The following is a 16,437-nucleotide window of genomic DNA, read 5'->3' as shown; positions in this document are numbered from 1 at the left end:
TCGGCGGTCACAATCGACGCTCTTTACCGCCGCATATCGCTGCAATGCGTGTTGAAATTGTGTCATACGCCCCATTCCCTGCATCCTGCGTCGAAAGGAAGGCAAAAAATGAACGATATAACGGAAGACAGCATAGCACCCGATTTTGACCTGCCCACCGACGGCGGGGATAAGATCAGGCTTTCCGGCCTGCGTGGAAAACCCGTCGTCGTTTATTTCTATCCAAAGGACGATACGCCGGGCTGCACCAAGGAAGCGATCGCCTTCACGGACCTTGCACCTCAATTCGAGGCACTGGGAGTAACCGTTATCGGTATTTCGCCGGATGACGTCGCAAAGCACGACAAGTTCAAGGCGAAACACAGCCTGGCGGTTACGCTGGCGGCCGACACGCAAACCGAAACAGCTTCCGCCTACGGCGTATGGGTGGAAAAGTCCATGTACGGCAAAAAATACATGGGCATCGAACGCTCGACCTTCCTGATCGACGCGAAGGGAAAGGTCGCGCGTGCATGGCGGAAGGTAAAGGTTCCCGGCCATGCCGAAGAAGTGCTTGAAGCAGCGAAGGCACTTTGACGCATGGATGAAAACCCCGCACGAGATGAGCAAGAATTCGTATCCGCCGACAAGCCGGCATCGCTTGCGGACGGGGCGCGCGCGATCGTGGCCGAAACCGATACCGCCAGGAAGGTCGAGCTGGCCTACGCAACATCGCGTGCATGGTTCCGGCGTGAATTATCCTTGAGGCGTGGTTCCGGATCGCTTGCGATGCCTGTCCGCCCCGGCCGGCCGGAAAGGCCTGAGCTCCTGCCGCCTCGTGACATGCCCAAACGATCCCTCGGCGGCGAGGCGGGACGTATCGCGCTTGTCCATTCTCTGGCGCACATCGAACTCAACGCCGTGGACCTCACCTGGGACCTGATTGGCCGCTTTGCGCATGTGAAGATGCCGCGATCATACTTTGATGACTGGGTTCAGGTGGGTCTGGAGGAAGCCAAGCATTTCGCGCTTCTCGAACGCAGGCTTCTGGATCTCGATTCGCATTATGGGACACTTCCCGCCCACGACGGGCTATGGCAGGCCGCACAGGCGACAGGACACGACCTTGCCGCGAGGCTCGCCATCATACCGCTTGTACTCGAAGCGCGCGGGCTTGATATAACACCCGCCATGATCGAGAAATCCAATGCGCTGGGCGATGAGGAAACGGCATCGATTCTCCAGATCATCTACCGCGATGAAAAACGACATGTTGCGTTTGGCGCTAAGTGGTTCCGCTACATTTGCGATCGTCAAAACCTGAGCCCGGAACCGCGATTCCAGGAACTCGTGCGCACGCACTTCAAGGGCGGCCTCAAGCCGCCGTTCAACGACCGAGCACGTTCGGAAGCCGGCCTCACGCCCGGTTTCTACCGTCCTCTGGTTCGCCTCGTGGGTTGATTGCCCGTACGTCAAAAGGGTTTGTTAACCTTACTGATTTCTAATCAGCCTCGACAAGAATGGTCATCATCAAGAAGACGCAGCTTCGGGGCTGAGATGCGATCACACGACAATCATCGGCAATTCGGCAAGCGGCGCGAACCTCATCGCATAACGATCTCTCGAGCCGGGCACGTGCGCTCCTTCACGATATCTCCCTGGTCGATGGGGCTGATCACCGGCGCGGGTATTCTTTTCGCGGTCGGTTATATCGGGGCAACGGGATACCTAGTCCTTCGCGACGGTATCATCCGCACATCGACCGAAAAGCAGGCGCAACTTCAACTGAGGTATGAGGACCGGATAGCAAACCTCAGGGCGCAGATCGATCGACTAACCAGCCGATCGGTCATCGATCGTAGAACCCTGGAGGAAAAGGTCGACGGTCTTGTCCTTCGGCAGCGCGAGCTCGACGAACGGCACGCCCGCGTTTCCGTCCTCCTCGCAAAAGCGGCCGACAGCGGGATCACGCTTTCTCTTGCCGACAATCTGCCGCGCCGCAAACCGGGAGAGCTGGAATTACCAGGTACGCCGGGTACGCGGGAGGCGTCCGACGGGATCGGCGGAACCAGCGAACCTATTGAACTCGACGCCGAAATCGGATTGCGAGGGTCGACGTTTCTTCCAGACAAGGAAGCCGCACTTTCCCTAGATGAAGAAAGCGACACGCTCTTCAGTTCCATCACGTCTTCCCTCGAGCGGATGAACGACGAGACCTATTCCGCGCTGGATATCATCGCGGTTTCGGCTTCCCGGGATATCCGCAAGATCGAGCGCACCGCTTCCGACCTTGGCCTCGATCTCGCCTCCATTCCCGAAGACGGGCAGAATTCAGGCCTAGGCGGTCCGTTCGTGGGCATTGAGGGAGATGCTTTCCACCAACGGCTGGACCGTGCGGAGGCTGCACTCGAAAAGCTCGAATCCCTGAAGTCCGCCGCACAGGCCGTTCCCCTTCGCGCTCCCATATCGGACGCGAAGGTCACCTCATCCTTCGGACCGCGCCTCGATCCTTTCGTCCGCCGCATGGCAATGCACACCGGTATCGACTTCAGAGCGTCGCGCGGAACGAAGGTGAAGGCCCCTGCTTCCGGCAAGGTTACATTCGCCGGCCGGAACGGTGGTTACGGGCTGATGGTGGAGATCGAACATACAAATGGAATCGTGAGCCGTTATGCGCATTTACGCCGCATTATTGTGAAGAATGGTGAACAACTTGAGGTCGGTGAAGTGATAGGGCTGGTCGGATCCACCGGCCGGTCGACCGGACCTCATTTGCATTACGAGCTTCGCGTAAACGGCAAGGCGATCAACCCGCGCAGGTTTTTGAACGCTGGCTATCAGCTTGCGGACGTGATCTGACGACAGCCTCTACGTTGTAAAAAAGGGCGGAAGTATTTCCGCCCTTCGGTTTTATTCCACATCCTCGACTTCTGCGGGTTCTTCACCCAGAACACGCTGGGCCAGGGCCGCTTCCATCAAAGCGTCGAGATCGCCATCAAGTACTGCCTGAGGACTGGTGGTCTCCACACCGGTTCGAAGGTCTTTGACCAACTGATAGGGCTGCAGGACGTATGAACGGATCTGGTGACCCCAGCCGATCGATGTCTTCGACGCCGCTTCGGCGCTGGCGGCTTCCTCTCGCTTTTGAAGCTCGAGTTCATAGAGTCTCGCCTTCAGCATCGACCAGGCCTGGGCACGGTTCTTGTGCTGGGAACGTTCGTTCTGGCACTGGACCACGATGCCGGTCGGCTGGTGGGTGATTCGAACCGCGGAGTCGGTTGTGTTGACGTGCTGACCACCCGCGCCGGAAGCGCGATAGGTATCTATCCGGCAGTCACTCTCGTTGATCTCGATCTCGATGGAATCGTCGATCACCGGATAGACCCATACCGAAGCGAAACTGGTATGGCGCCGCGCCTGGCTATCGTAAGGCGAGATGCGAACAAGGCGGTGAACGCCCGATTCGGTCTTAAGCCACCCATAGGCCCACTCGCCCTTGACAAGAAGCGTGGCGGACTTGATGCCGGCTTCTTCGCCGTCGTGCACTTCCAGAAGCTCGACCTTGTGGCCGTGCTGTTCCGCCCAGCGGGTGTACATGCGCAAGAGCATGCTTGCCCAGTCCTGGCTCTCCGTCCCGCCGGCGCCGGCGTTGATTTCGACATAGGCATCGTTGGCGTCCGCCTCGCCGGAAAGCAGTGACGCGAGCTGGCGTTTCTCAACCTCGCCCTTCAGCGATTTCAGGGTGCTTTCGGCCTCCGAAACGACATCCTGATCGCCTTCGGCCTCGCCGAGCTCAATCAATTCAAGATTGTCCGACAGGTCGCTTTCCAGCTTGCGGACACCGCCGATATTGTCATCCAGATGCTGGCGTTCGCGCATGAGTTTTTGTGCGCGGGAGGGGTCGTTCCAAAGTTCCGGATCTTCGGAAAGCGCGTTCAGTTCATCAAGCCGGGAGACTGCGGTATCCCAGTCAAAGATGCCTCCTCAGCAGGCTTATGGCCTGCTTGATTTCATCGACCACGGCCTCGGTTTCGGCGCGCATCGCATCCCCTTTTTCTCGCGGGTGAATTTCAGACCGAGCTGTTGCGCCCGGCGGGGCGCGACCATAGCCGCGGCCCCAATCGCTGTAAATATATGGGAGGAGTTTTACAGGCGATCAATAAAGACCGCCCGTTCCAGTTAGCACCGCGCGTCCCGCATCCGGAGAGACATCGCGCGGAATGCCAATCTCGTCCTGGAAGCCGATGATCGAATATTCATCAGGCGGCGCCGTACCCGGTTTGAAGGCTTCGAGGATCGTGCCAGGCGCACCCGCCGAAGCGCGCAAGCCCGTGCGGCGGTTGATCGGAATAAGCTGCAATCCTTCGGGCACCCGGAATTCCACCGGCGGCTCGTCCGCCAGGGCCTCCTTCACGAATTCCGTGAAGATCGGCGCGGCGACCTGCCCGCCCGTCGCGCCACGGCCCATCGGCTTCGGCGTGTCGTAACCGACGAAGACGCCAACGGCCAGATTTGGCGTGAAACCTACGAACCAGGCATCCTTTTCGTCGTTCGTCGTGCCTGTCTTGCCGGCAACCGGGCGTCCAACCGCCTGCACCTTGGTTGCCGTTCCGCGCTGGACCACGCCTTCCATCATCGAGGTGATCTGATAAGCCGTCATCGGATCGAGCACCTGCTCCCGATTGTCCTCAAGCTCCGGTTCGGGTTGACCGTCCCAGGTCTCGGCCATGCAAGCATCGCAGATGCGCTGGTCGTGTTTGTAGATCGTCTTGCCGTAGCGATCCTGAATCCGGTCGATGAGGGTGGGCTCCAGCTTGCGCCCGCCATTGGCGATCGTAGCATATGCGGTCGTCAGGCGCAGGACCGTGGTCTCGCCGGCACCGAGCGACATGGACAGAACCGGCAGCATATTGTCGTAGATGCCGAAGCGCTTGGCATATTCCGCGACGAGCGGCATGCCCATATCCTGGGCTAGGCGCACGGTCATGACGTTTCGCGAAAGCTCGATACCGGTGCGGAGCGTCGACGGGCCGTAGAACTTGCCGCCGTAGTTCTGCGGGCGCCAGGTCTCCAATCCCGGCCCCTGGCTGATCTCCAGCGGCGCATCGAGCACCACACTTGACGGCGTATAACCGTTGTCGAGGGCCGCAGCATATATGAACGGCTTGAAGGAAGAGCCAGGCTGCCGGTACGCCTGCGTCGCGCGGTTGAACTCGCTTTCGGCGAAACTGAAGCCTCCGGACATCGCCAGCACGCGGCCCGTGTAAGGATCAAGCGCCACCAGCGCGCCGGATACTTTTGGTACTTGCATCAATTCATAATAGGAGGCCGCCGGACCTTCCTGCTTTTTAACATAGACTACATCGCCAGGCGAAAGGACGTCGTCGGGCGAGTCGGGGCTGCGCCCCCTCACCCTTGCCCATTTCATGGCGTCGAAAGGAATGACGCCGCGCATGCGATCCGTCGAAAGCGCGCCCGAAACGAGCCGCTCCGGCCGCAGGCCGATCTCCGCCTCCCTGCCGTTGACCGAAAGCACTACGGCGAGCGTCCATTCCGGAACGTCGCTCAGGCTCTTGACTTCGGCAAGCTTTTCCCCCCAGTCACCTGCGCCAAGGTCGATTTTCTCCACCGGCCCGCGCCATCCGCCACGGCGGCGGTCGAACTCGATCAGGCCGTCCATCAGCGTCTTTCGCGCAAGTTCCTGCATTTCAGGATCAAGGGTCGAACGCACGGAAAGGCCGCCTTCATAGAGCCTGTCCTCGCCATACATTTCGGCAAGCGTGCGGCGCACTTCCTCGGAGAAGTATTCGGAGGCGAAGAGATGCGATCCTCGGGTGCGCGGCGTGACCTCCAGCGGGGTTGCCTTGGCCTTTTCGCCAGCTTCCACGGCGACGTAGCCGTTTTCGACCATACGGTCGATCACCCAGTTGCGGCGCGCGATCGCAGCATCGGTGTACTTGAAGGGGTGATAGTTATTCGGTGCCTTGGGAAGAGCCGCGAGATACGCGGCCTCGGCGATCGTCAATTCGTGCACCGACTTGTCGAAATAAACGAGCGCGGCCGCCGCCACGCCATAGGCGCCAAGGCCAAGGTAGATCTCGTTAAGATAGAGCTCGAGGATTTCGGGCTTGGTGAACGTCTGCTCGATGCGCAACGCCAGGACAGCTTCCTTGATCTTGCGTTCGATCGAAAGCTCGTTGGTGAGCAGGAAGTTCTTCGCCACCTGCTGTGTGATGGTAGACGCCCCCTGCGGGCGCCGGCCGGAACCGTAGTTTTGAACGAATGCGACGACGGCGCGGGCAATACCCTCCGGGTCGATGCCGAAGTGGTTGTAGAAGTTCTTGTCCTCAGCGGAGATATACGCCTGCTTGAGTACATCGGGAACGGCCTGGATCGGCAGGAACAACCGCCGTTCGCGCGCATACTCCGCCATAAGCTGGCCATTGGCGGCGTGAACACGTGTCATTACCGGCGGTTCGTAGTTCTTCAGCGCCGTATAGTCCGGCAGATCCTTGCCCATTTCCGACAGGTACATCCAAATACCCGCCGCGACGATCAGGAACAGTACCGTTCCGATCCCGAAAAGGTAGCCGAAGAACTTGACAAAAAACTTCATATTGTCGGCTCGTTTTCCGATCCTGCGTTGCGCCTGTCTGCCATATGCGGCCAGATGGCTCAATCGGGACTTTCATTCATGGGCCGCCTTTCAACGCAACCCGGCCCCGCACAACGCGATTTCCTTCATCACCTCATTCCGCAACCAATATGGCGATGCTGAGGCGGTGAAAACGGTTTTCTCGGCCAATGCCGTTGCGAATGCCAAACTTATTGGGTCGAGCTCGCCGAACTTGCCACTCCACTCCTGACAAGGCGCGGACGAAAAAACCGGTCGACGGCAGCAACGAGCGCCGTCGTCATGCGCTCTCGCCATTCGTCACTTGTCAGCAGCTTTTCGTCCAGACGATTCGACAGATATCCCAATTCGACGAGCGCGGAAGGCATATCATGCGCCTCAAGCACCCGAAACCCGGCGGACCTGTGAGGATTCTTGATCACCCTTGCCGCCGATCGGAGCTCATCCACGGCCGTGCGAGCGAAGAAGATCGAAAACTTCTTCGTTTCGCGGCGCGCAAGGTCAATAAGAATATCAGCAACCTCGCTCTGCTCGTCCTCCAGATGCACGCCCGCTATCACGTCGGAGCGGTTTTCACGCTCGGCAAGTTCGGCCGCAACGGCATCCGACGCCTTTTCGGAAAGAGTATAGACGGATGCGCCACGAACTTCGTTTTTGCCGACGCGAACCGAATCCGCATGTACTGAGATGAAAAGATCGGCCTCAAGGGCACGCGCGATCTCGACCCGTTTCTTCAGAGGAACGAAGACATCTCCGTCACGCGTCATCTCCACATCGTAACGCCCCGTTTCCTCGAGCTTTCTCTTGAGCAGGCTCGAAAAGTCGAGCGCAACCTGCTTTTCAAGAGTGCCGCCCCTGCCCGTCGCCCCGGTATCGATGCCGCCGTGCCCCGGGTCGACGACGATGAGCGGGCGCGAGGAAGCCAACTTGGCCGTCAGTTTGTCGCCTTTCGTCACCGCATGTGACGCAGGTTCGGGCCGCGAAATGCCTTCCAGGAAAGCTTCGCGCGTAGTCTTCACCAGATCCAGCACGAGCCTGGCGGGCTGATCTTCCACCGGAGGAAGGATAAAGGATTTGTCGACGGTGACGGGTTCGACCGCATCGAGGACGATACGTGACTTGCCGCGCGCGAAACGACCATACCTCCATGCCGAAACGAGGCCGCGGCCATCCTTGCCGGCATCCTCGCCGAAGTCGAAGCGGGTCTCCGGCAGATCGATGATCACCCTATAGGGATCGGCCAGGGTGGAGATCACGAAATCCACCGGCTCGGCAAGGTCCATTATGAAGCGCGTTCGCACCCCATCGCCCGCAAGGCGCGCCGCCTCCGCGACGGGCGCTTGCACCGCGTCCGTATCCGCGGCCCTGACAGCACCCGTGAAGAGCGCAAGCGCGAGGCAAGCTGCAATTGGGACCTGAATGCTACGGATCACCGGGGCACCTGATTCTCTGTTGTTGCGATGCGACAGCGCATCGCTTCCCCATTGCATAATGGATGGCAAGTTAACCTTCCATTGACAATAGGCGCGAACCGCCGCGGGGTAAGACCGCGCCGAAGTGTTGAGCCTGGGCAACAAAGGTTCACATGTCCAGTTGCAACATTGTTTCCGTTACGTCGTTTAACATTGCTTGCGTTCCGCTGTTACCACCCGTAAAAGGAAAAGAACGGGTTTCGGATTCAGATTATGTCTGAGCCGGGTATCTCGAAGGTTTGGAGCCCGTGCCGGGTTCCGCGTCGCAACCGAACACCGTTGATCCCGATGGATCCGGGCATTGCGGCAAGGCAAACCGCCGTCCCTGACCGACAAGTTTCGGGCAAGGGCGTCGTTTTCCGGCGCGAACTGGCCGAACCCTCGTTGAGGGGTGTAGTCCGAACGCGCTTCCCGCGCGTGGCATAAAATCCATTTCTTCAGAGCAGCTCGAATCCGAGGCTCGTTCGACGACAGGTTTACCTGCCGGCAAATTCCGACGTTCGCCAGACTGGCGAACCCACGTGGTATCAATTTGGGCAGGCGTTGCCATGAGCAACAGCGCGAGACCGACAACACAAGGAGCGACAAGACGCGACACTCCCGTCGCGGCGCTCCGCGGTGCCTACGCGCGCAACGCCCTGCTCCCTTCCCGCAGCAAGAACAACCAGGCGACCGGACCTGCCAGGCAGCGCGGAGCCGCATATGCGCTCCGGCACCGGGGACCGGCCGTGGAGATCCTAATCGATGGCGAACAAAATGCTCATAGACGCGGCCCACCCGGAAGAAACCCGGGTGGTCGTGGTACGCGGCAATCGTGTTGAAGAATTCGATTTCGAGGCAGCAAGTCGAAAGCAACTACGCGGCAATATTTATCTGGCCAGGGTGACGCGGGTCGAACCGTCGCTTCAGGCCGCCTTTGTCGAATATGGCGGAAACCGGCACGGTTTCCTTGCCTTCAGCGAAATCCACCCGGATTACTACCAGATACCCGTCGCCGACCGGCAAGCGCTACTCGAAGAGGAAGACGCCGAGCAGCGCGGCGCAGAGGAAAACGGCGAAGAGGCGAACGAAAAGCCCAGGCGCGCGAAAGCCTCCGATGCAAACGGGGGCGACGCGAACGGTGCGGATGACGATGTCGACGAGGACGAGGTGGAATCCGTTGGCGCGGAAGACGCTATGGAAGAAGTTCCGCAGCGCGCACCAAAGGCCCGCAAGCAATACAAGATCCAGGAAGTGATCAAGCGCCGGCAGGTGCTTCTGGTCCAGGTCGTGAAGGAAGAGCGCGGCAACAAGGGTGCGGCGCTCACCACCTATCTTTCTCTCGCCGGGCGCTATTCCGTATTGATGCCGAACACCGGCCGCGGTGGCGGGATATCGCGCAAGATCACCAATCCGACCGACCGCAAGCGCCTGAAGAAAATCGCTTCCGAGCTGGAAGTGCCGGAAGGAATGGGCGTCATTCTTCGCACGGCGGGAGCTTCGCGCACCAAGGCGGAAATCAAGCGCGATTTCGAATACTTGCTGCGCCTTTGGGAAAACGTGCGCGACCTGACGCTTCAATCCTCCGCGCCCTGCCTCGTTTACGAGGAAGGCTCGCTCATCAAGCGTTCGATCCGCGACCTCTACAACAAGGACATCGATCAGGTTCTCGTCGCCGGTGACGAGGGATACCGCGAAGCAAAGGACTTCATGCGCATGCTCATGCCGAGCCACGCGCGAAACGTCCAGCCTTACCGGGAGCCCACGCCCGTCTTCACGCGTTTCGGCGTCGAAGCCCAGCTCGACGCTATGTTCTCGCCGCAGGTAACGCTGAAGTCCGGCGGCTACATCGTCATCAATCAGACGGAAGCTCTCGTTTCCATCGATGTGAATTCCGGCAAGTCCACGCGCGAGCATAATATCGAGGATACAGCGCTCCAGACGAACCTGGAGGCGGCGGAGGAAATCGCCCGTCAGCTCCGCCTGCGCGATCTCGCCGGCCTCATCGTGATCGATTTCATCGACATGGAGGAGAACAAGAACAACCGGTCGGTCGAGCGGCGGATGAAGGAATGCCTCAAGAACGACCGGGCGCGTATCCAGGTCGGCCGGATTTCGCATTTCGGCCTGCTCGAGATGTCGCGCCAGCGTCTGCGCACGGGCGTTTTGGAAAGTTCGACCACCGTCTGTCCGCACTGCCACGGCTCCGGAATGATCCGCTCGGTGGAATCGGTGGCGCTTCACGTCCTGCGTTCGCTGGAAGACCAGCTTCTCAAGGGCGTTACGCATAACATCATCGTACGCACACCTGGCGAGGTCGCACTCTATATCCTCAACCAGAAACGTAGCCACCTGACGGATCTCGAGGCGCGCTTTTCGCTCGAGATCTCGGTTCTCGCCGACACGATGGTGAACGGCCAGCACTATGTACTGGAGCGCGGCGAGTTGCTCGATCGGGACGCCGTCGCAGCAGCCCCTGCTATCGTGCAGCCCGACACGATCCTGCCCGTTGCGGAGACGATTGAGGAACCACCCGAGACGGAGGATAGCGACGGCGGGGAGGAAGAAGGCGGGCGCGGCAAACGCCGCCGCCGCCGCAGGCGCAGGAAGCCCGGACAGGGTGATGGCGAGGCGCTGAGTACTGAAGCGGAAGCAGGTGCCTCCAACGACAATCAGGAACAGGACGCCGAAGCTGAGAGTGCTGCGCCCGAAACCGATGATGATCAGCGGGAAGAAGACCGCAAGCGCAAGCGCCGCAGGGGCCGGCGCGGCGGGCGGCGGGGCCGTAAGGGTGATGGTGCCAATCAGGACGCAGATTCGGCGGAGGCGGAAACGAGCGCCGATGCGGCCTTTGACGACACGCAAGCGCCCGATCGTGAAGCCGAGAGCGTAGAGTTCGAACCGTCGCAAGGGGAAGACGCACGGACTGCCGACATATCGACGGATGCGCCTGCGCCAGCCGGCGAGCCGATCGAAGCATCGGACACAGCAGAGGACGGCGAGGATGAGACGGGCGTGGAACAGCCGGCCGAAGAACCTGCTGCTATTGCTGCAACTGTCGATGTGGCCGAAATCTCCTCACCGCCTCCGGCGGAACCGCCGGCCAGCGAAGAGGTCACCGCGCCGGAGCCTGTAGTGGTTTCGGAAAAACCGGACGGAACGACGGTGGAACCGGAGAAGGAAGAAAAGAAGCCGAAACGATCCGGCTGGTGGCAACGCCGCGGCTTCTTCTGACAGATACAAGCCGATTGTTCATTCGAGGCCCCGCCGTTCGCACGGCGGGGCTTTTTCTTGAAGGCAGCGTCATATATCGAGCAACCGGCTGGGTTCTTCCGGTGCCTGTTCCCGCATGGTTTGTCCTGAATGTGATCGGAACACACCTTGCCCTGGCGGGATGCACGGTCGAACCTTTTCGCGAACCAGCCAACCATCTCCACAAACGGAAACAATCATGAAAACCAATCCGAACAGATCCGTCGTCATCATCGGCGCGGGAGAAGGGATAAGCGGCGCATTTGCCCGCCGCGCAGCCGAGAACGGGGCGAAGGTCCTTCTCGCCGCACGCAATATCGATAAGCTCAAGGACCTTGCCTCCGAAACGGGAGCCCTGACATTCCAGGCCGATGCGGCCGACCCCGGCGATATCGACAAGCTGTTCGACTACGCCGACGAAAAGCTCGGTTCAGTGGATGTCCTGCTTTACAACCCGAGCGCGCGCGTGCGGGGCCCTTTGACGGAACTTGACCGCGACCAAGTGTTGAATGCGGTTCGCGTAAGCGCATGGGGTGGTTTTGTGGCCAGCCAGGAAGCGGCAAAACGCATGGAAGCCCAGGGGCACGGCACGATCCTGCTGACGGGCGCGACAGCCAGCGTGAAGGGCTCTCCGCAATCGGCAGCCTTTGCCATGGGAAAATTCGCGCTGCGCGGCCTCGCCCAATCCATGGCCCGCGAGCTTGCGCCGAAAAACATCCACGTCGCGCATTTCGTGATCGATGGCCAGGTGGGTATCACCGACGACGAAAGCCGCCTGCACCCCGATGCCATCGCAGAAACCTACTGGAATGTCGCAACGCAGCCGCGTAGCGCATGGACGTGGGAACTGGAATTGCGCCCGTTCACCGAAACGTTCTGAACGGAAAAGTCAACGAAACAATCCTTGGGGCGAAACCATTCGCCCCAAGGGCATTCCTATTTCAGCCAGTCGGATAACAGGTCCATGGCATCGACCATGTCCTGATGGTTGCCGGCAAAGGAAAAGCGCACATAGCGATGTCCGCGATCACGGTCGAAATCCGCGCCCGGCGTTGCCGCGATGCCGGTTTCCCGCAGCATCCTCGTGGCGAAATCGTGCGAATCGTTCGAAAAGCGCCGCACGCTCGCATAGACGTAGAACGCCCCGTCAACAGGCAGTAGTTCATCGAATCCGATTTGCGGCAATTTCTCAAGAAGTGTCGCGCGGTTGGCCGCGTATCCCTGTTTCACCGCTTCCAGTTCGTCTGTGGCGGAAAACGCCCCGGTCGCCGCGATCTGGGAAACGTAGGGCGCCGAAATATAGAGGCTCTGGGCAAGCCGCTCGACCGGCCTGAGCAGCATCTCGGGCAGGATCATCCAGCCGATACGCCAGCCGGTCATGCAGTAATATTTCGAGAAGCTATTGATGATTATCGCCTTGTCGGAATGGCGCAGCGCCGTCTCCTGCTCCCCGGCAAACACGAGACCATGGTAGATCTCGTCGGATATGAACCAGATTCCAAGGCCTTCGCAGGCTTGCGCCAGCGCCTTCAGTGCATCGGGCGTCATCATCGTGCCGGTGGGGTTGGCGGGACTTGCCACGAGCACGCCTTTCAGCGGCTTTTGCCTGTGCGCTGCCTCGAGCAATTCCGGCGTCAGCGCCCAGCGGGTTTCCGGTCCGACTTCGATTTCCACCGCCTCAAGGCCGAGAGCTGCAAGAATGTTTCTATAGGCGGGATATCCGGGCGCGGTCAGGGCAACACGGTCGCCGGGATCGAAGGCGGCAAGGAATGCGAGGTTGAACCCGGCTGAAGATCCGGTCGTGGCGACAATCCTGTCTGCCGGAACATCAATCCCGTACGATCCCGCATAATGAGTGGAGATCGCTTCGCGCAAAACCGGCAGGCCTTTCGCCTCGGTATAGCCAAATCGCCCGTGCGCCAATGCCAACCGAGCCTCGTCAAGAACCGCGCGCGGAGCAGGCGCGCCGGGCTGACCCACCTCCATGTGAATGACACGGCGTCCTTCCGCCTCACGGGCGTTTGCCGCCGCCATCACATCCATGGCGATAAAAGGTTCGACTGCACTTCTGCGAGACGGTTTGAACATGGATCCCTTCCCAAAACGCAAGGCGCAAAGCGCGTAGCGGTAATTTCATCGTACCGGCACCTTGCGCGCCACCCTGCTGCCGCAATCCCGCTCCCTAATCGCGCCAACTGAAAGCGCCGGTTGACCGGGACTGCCGGTCTTCATACCCTCCGGTCGAAACTGTGCGAGAGCGAGCCTGAGCGTGAGTATGATTTCATCCCCCCTACCCCAGACTCTTTCGGCTATAAAGCGTCTTTCGGGGATAAAACGTCCGTTGTCACGCGCCGGACGTAGCGCAACCGCACTATTGGCGGCGGCGGCGATATTCCTGGGAAGCGTCGCCACTCCCGTCCAAGCGCAGAGAGGAAACCTGCCGCTCGTGCGCGACGCGGAGACGGAGGCGCTTCTTCGCGACTACGCACAGCCGATCTACAAGGCAGCGGGCATTCCCAGCTCCCAGGTCGAAATCATCCTGGTCAACAACAAGGGCTTCAATGCTTTCGTTCCGGATGCCCGGCGCATGTTCATCAACATCGGCGTTATTCTGGATGCGGAAACTCCGGGCGAGGTGATTGGCGTCATCGCCCATGAGACGGGCCATATCGCCGGCAACCATCTGGCGCGTTTGCGCCAGGCCGCTTCCAATGCTCAGATCATCGGCGTGATCGGAGCGCTGCTCGGCGCCGGTGCGCTCGCCGTGGGCGCGAGCGCCGGCTCGGCCGATATCGCCGGCGGCGGCGCGGGGCTCGCCACCGCAGGTGCAGGCTTTGCCAAGCGATCGCTCCTGTCATACCAGCGTGGCGAAGAGGCGACCGCCGACCGCGCCGCGCTGACCTATCTTGAACGTACCGGTCAGTCTGCGAAGGGAATGCTGACCACCTTCAGCCGTTTCGCCGACCAGAACCTCTTTTCTTCGAAATACGCCGATCCCTACGCTGTCAGCCACCCGCTTCCGCGCGAACGGCTAAACGCGCTGGAAGAACTCGCGAAGAAAAGCCCGTATTACGACAAGCCCGCCCCCGCCTCGCTGCAAGCGCGCCACGATCTCGTGCGGGCGAAGCTGCTGGCATTCACCAGCCACCCGCGCACGGTGGAGCGCGCCTATCCGCGTTCCGACAAGAGCATGGCCGCACAATATGCAAGGGCCGTCGTAGCCACCCAGAACCGTGACGGCAAAGCCGCCGCGAAGATCATCGACAGCCTTATCAGGCAACAACCAAACAACCCGTATTTCTACGAGTTGAAGGGTCAGGCGCTTCTGGAATCCGGCAATCCCCGAGCTGCTATCGAACCTTTCCGCAAGGCCGCTTCTCTTAACCCGCGCGAGGGTCAGTTTCTGATCTGGCTAGGCTTCGCCATGGTCGCCTCCGATAATCCCGCGCTCCTTCCGGAGGCGGAAAGAATACTGAAAGCCGGTCTGCAAATGGACGGAAACTCCCCTGTCGGATACCAGCAACTTGCCATTGCCCACTCCCGGCAAGGTGAAAATGCCGAGGCAAATCTCGCCACCGCTCAAGGTTTGATGAGCCGTGGCGATCTCGCCGGCGCCAAGCAATACGCCAGTCGCGCACAAAAAAATTTGAAGCGCGGGTCGCGTGAATGGCTGCAAGCGGACGACATACTGTCGTATAAACCTCCTAAGCTCAGACGGTAATCGAGATGCGTCGGCGCAGACAGTTCTCCCGCTGCCGCCGACAAGGGAGACTGCAATGACCACCCGATTCCGCCGCACCATCGGCGCCTTCTTCGCGATTGTAATCGCCGCTTTCAGCTTCACCATTCCCGGCCTGGCGGAAGTTACCGATGCCGATCGGGATGCGATCCGATCGATCGTGCGCGAATATCTTCTGGAAAATCCGGAAATCGTACGCGAAGCGCTGATCGAACTGGAACGCCGAGAGGAAGAGGCCCAGAACGCGGCGCGGCGAGATGCCGTCAGCTCCGCGGCCGAGCATCTCTTCAATTCCACGCGTCAGGTAGAACTCGGCAATCCGCGCGGCGACGTTACCCTGGTCGAATTTTTCGACTACAACTGCGGATACTGCCGGCGCGCAATGGATGATGTGATTCGCCTCCTCAACGAAGACAAGAACCTGCGTGTCGTGCTCAAGGAATTTCCCGTCCTCGGGCAGGGCTCGGTCGAAGCGGCGAGCGTTGCGATAGCCGTCAACGAAACCGCACCTGAAAAATACCTGGAGTTCCACAAGACCCTTCTTGGCTCCCGCGGGCAGGCCAACCAGGAACTTGCACTGCAGGTGGCGGAAAAGGTCGGGTTGAATCGATCGGACGTCGAAACCGCCATGGCCTCCTCCCCGGAAATACGGGCAACGATCGAGGAAGTCTATTCGCTTGCAAATCGCCTGGGTCTCACGGGCACACCCTCTTTCGTGGTGGGTGACGAAGTCGTCATGGGCGCGGTCGGCTATGATGCGCTGAAACAGAAGATTGCAGCGCTCCGCGATTGCGGCTCGGCCACCTGTTGACTGCAAGCGGTTGTGATCAAAGCGACTGAGGGCTTTTCCTTACCCTTTCGAATGCCTATAAGGGGCGGATATGTGAGTGCGGACGCAGCGTCCGCGCCACCGCGACGGGAGTCATATGTCCGCCTCCATCTACATCCTCAACGGTCCCAATCTCAATCTTCTCGGCACCCGCGAGCCGGATGAATACGGTTCGCTCACGCTGTCGGAGATAGAGATCTTGTGCCGGGAGGTCGGAGAGGATCTGGATCTGGATATTGAGTTCCGGCAATCCAATGTGGAAGGCATCCTTGTCGACTGGATCCAGGAAGCCGGAGATCTGGCGCAGGGCCTGGTGATCAATCCGGCTGCCTACACCCACACCTCAATCGCAATCCATGACGCCATACGAGCGGCCGAGATACCGACAGTGGAAGTGCATCTGTCGAACGTCTTCGCGCGCGAGGCGTTCCGTCATCATTCCTATGTTTCACCCGTGGCGCGCGGGGTGATCTGCGGCTTCGGCGCGACCGGCTACAGGTTGGCGCTCGAAGCGATCTCCACCGTGATCCGCCCCTGACACACAAACGGGAAC

General features: G+C 60.1%; 12 protein-coding genes. 8 read left to right on the top strand and 4 right to left on the bottom strand.

The features are described 5' to 3' along the window. Window positions 1-108 precede the first annotated feature (108 nt). The 3 genes from bcp to HPQ64_RS20720 all read left to right on the top strand — a co-directional run bounded on the left by bcp (window position 109) and on the right by HPQ64_RS20720 (window position 2,838). A complete protein-coding gene (gene bcp / locus HPQ64_RS13220; protein ID WP_172888966.1) occupies window positions 109-576 on the top strand; it encodes a thioredoxin-dependent thiol peroxidase in 468 nt (155 codons plus the stop codon). A gap of 3 nt (window positions 577-579) precedes the next feature. Next, a complete protein-coding gene (locus tag HPQ64_RS13215) occupies window positions 580-1,440 on the top strand; it encodes a ferritin-like domain-containing protein (RefSeq protein ID WP_172888965.1) in 861 nt (286 codons plus the stop codon). A 174-nt stretch (window positions 1,441-1,614) separates the two neighbouring features. Further along, a complete protein-coding gene (locus HPQ64_RS20720; RefSeq protein WP_172888964.1) occupies window positions 1,615-2,838 on the top strand; it encodes a peptidoglycan DD-metalloendopeptidase family protein in 1,224 nt (407 codons plus the stop codon). A gap of 51 nt (window positions 2,839-2,889) precedes the next feature. Here the strand turns inward: HPQ64_RS20720 and prfB are convergent. The 3 genes from prfB to HPQ64_RS13195 form a co-directional block, all read right to left on the bottom strand. Continuing rightward, window positions 2,890-4,021 (bottom strand): peptide chain release factor 2 gene (gene prfB / locus HPQ64_RS13205; RefSeq protein ID WP_172888963.1). Its coding sequence is split into 2 segments (ribosomal slippage): window positions 2,890-3,951 and window positions 3,953-4,021, totalling 1,131 coding nucleotides; the frame shifts between segments, so codons are not numbered across the junction. A 114-nt stretch (window positions 4,022-4,135) separates the two neighbouring features. Then, window positions 4,136-6,595, bottom strand: coding sequence for a penicillin-binding protein 1A (locus tag HPQ64_RS13200; protein WP_172888962.1), 2,460 nt, complete (start codon window positions 6,593-6,595; stop codon window positions 4,136-4,138). A gap of 209 nt (window positions 6,596-6,804) precedes the next feature. Further along, the gene (locus HPQ64_RS13195) at window positions 6,805-8,046 is read right to left on the bottom strand and encodes an N-acetylmuramoyl-L-alanine amidase (protein WP_343035998.1); all 1,242 of its coding nucleotides are present in this window, start codon (window positions 8,044-8,046) and stop codon (window positions 6,805-6,807) included. Between the two features lie 783 nt (window positions 8,047-8,829). On the opposite strand from HPQ64_RS13195, the gene HPQ64_RS13190 reads away from it, so the two are divergent. Both HPQ64_RS13190 and HPQ64_RS13185 read left to right on the top strand, forming a co-directional pair. After that, window positions 8,830-11,298, top strand: coding sequence for an Rne/Rng family ribonuclease (locus tag HPQ64_RS13190; protein WP_172888961.1), 2,469 nt, complete (start codon window positions 8,830-8,832; stop codon window positions 11,296-11,298). A gap of 217 nt (window positions 11,299-11,515) precedes the next feature. Then, a complete protein-coding gene (locus tag HPQ64_RS13185) occupies window positions 11,516-12,196 on the top strand; it encodes an SDR family NAD(P)-dependent oxidoreductase (protein ID WP_172888960.1) in 681 nt (226 codons plus the stop codon). A gap of 56 nt (window positions 12,197-12,252) precedes the next feature. On the opposite strand, the gene HPQ64_RS13180 is transcribed toward HPQ64_RS13185, so the two are convergent. Continuing rightward, complete coding sequence (locus tag HPQ64_RS13180) at window positions 12,253-13,404, bottom strand: pyridoxal phosphate-dependent aminotransferase (protein WP_210260263.1); 1,152 nt, start codon at window positions 13,402-13,404, stop codon at window positions 12,253-12,255. Between the two features lie 253 nt (window positions 13,405-13,657). Here HPQ64_RS13180 and HPQ64_RS13175 point away from each other — a divergent pair, with 253 nt between their 5' ends. From HPQ64_RS13175 to aroQ, 3 genes are all read left to right on the top strand, one after another. Further along, on the top strand, window positions 13,658-15,037 hold the full coding sequence (locus HPQ64_RS13175) for a M48 family metalloprotease (protein WP_343035997.1): 1,380 nt from the start codon (window positions 13,658-13,660) through the stop codon (window positions 15,035-15,037). Between the two features lie 55 nt (window positions 15,038-15,092). Then, complete coding sequence (locus HPQ64_RS13170; RefSeq protein ID WP_172888959.1) at window positions 15,093-15,866, top strand: DsbA family protein; 774 nt, start codon at window positions 15,093-15,095, stop codon at window positions 15,864-15,866. 115 nt (window positions 15,867-15,981) lie between these two features. After that, window positions 15,982-16,422, top strand: a complete 441-nt coding sequence (gene aroQ / locus HPQ64_RS13165; RefSeq protein ID WP_172888958.1) for a type II 3-dehydroquinate dehydratase — start codon at window positions 15,982-15,984, stop codon at window positions 16,420-16,422. The last annotated feature ends 15 nt before the right edge of the window (window positions 16,423-16,437 follow it).

The organism is Hongsoonwoonella zoysiae (assembly GCF_013266695.1).
Taxonomy (GTDB): Bacteria; Pseudomonadota; Alphaproteobacteria; order Rhizobiales; family Stappiaceae; genus Hongsoonwoonella; species Hongsoonwoonella zoysiae.
Note: the sequence above shows the minus strand (reverse complement) of the source record. Positions and strands in the feature narration are given on the sequence as shown.

What these genes read in the sequence shown, in the direction of transcription:
- HPQ64_RS13185 (WP_172888960.1), top strand. Translation starts at nt 11,516, where the DNA reads ATGAAAACCAATCCGAACAGATCCGTCGTCATCATCGGCGCGGGAGAA.
- HPQ64_RS13200 (WP_172888962.1), bottom strand. Translation starts at nt 6,595, where the DNA reads ATGAAGTTTTTTGTCAAGTTCTTCGGCTACCTTTTCGGGATCGGAACG.
- HPQ64_RS13170 (WP_172888959.1), top strand. Translation starts at nt 15,093, where the DNA reads ATGACCACCCGATTCCGCCGCACCATCGGCGCCTTCTTCGCGATTGTA.
- HPQ64_RS13190 (WP_172888961.1), top strand. Translation starts at nt 8,830, where the DNA reads ATGGCGAACAAAATGCTCATAGACGCGGCCCACCCGGAAGAAACCCGG.
- aroQ (WP_172888958.1), top strand. Translation starts at nt 15,982, where the DNA reads ATGTCCGCCTCCATCTACATCCTCAACGGTCCCAATCTCAATCTTCTC.
- HPQ64_RS13180 (WP_210260263.1), bottom strand. Translation starts at nt 13,404, where the DNA reads ATGTTCAAACCGTCTCGCAGAAGTGCAGTCGAACCTTTTATCGCCATG.
- HPQ64_RS13215 (WP_172888965.1), top strand. Translation starts at nt 580, where the DNA reads ATGGATGAAAACCCCGCACGAGATGAGCAAGAATTCGTATCCGCCGAC.
- bcp (WP_172888966.1), top strand. Translation starts at nt 109, where the DNA reads ATGAACGATATAACGGAAGACAGCATAGCACCCGATTTTGACCTGCCC.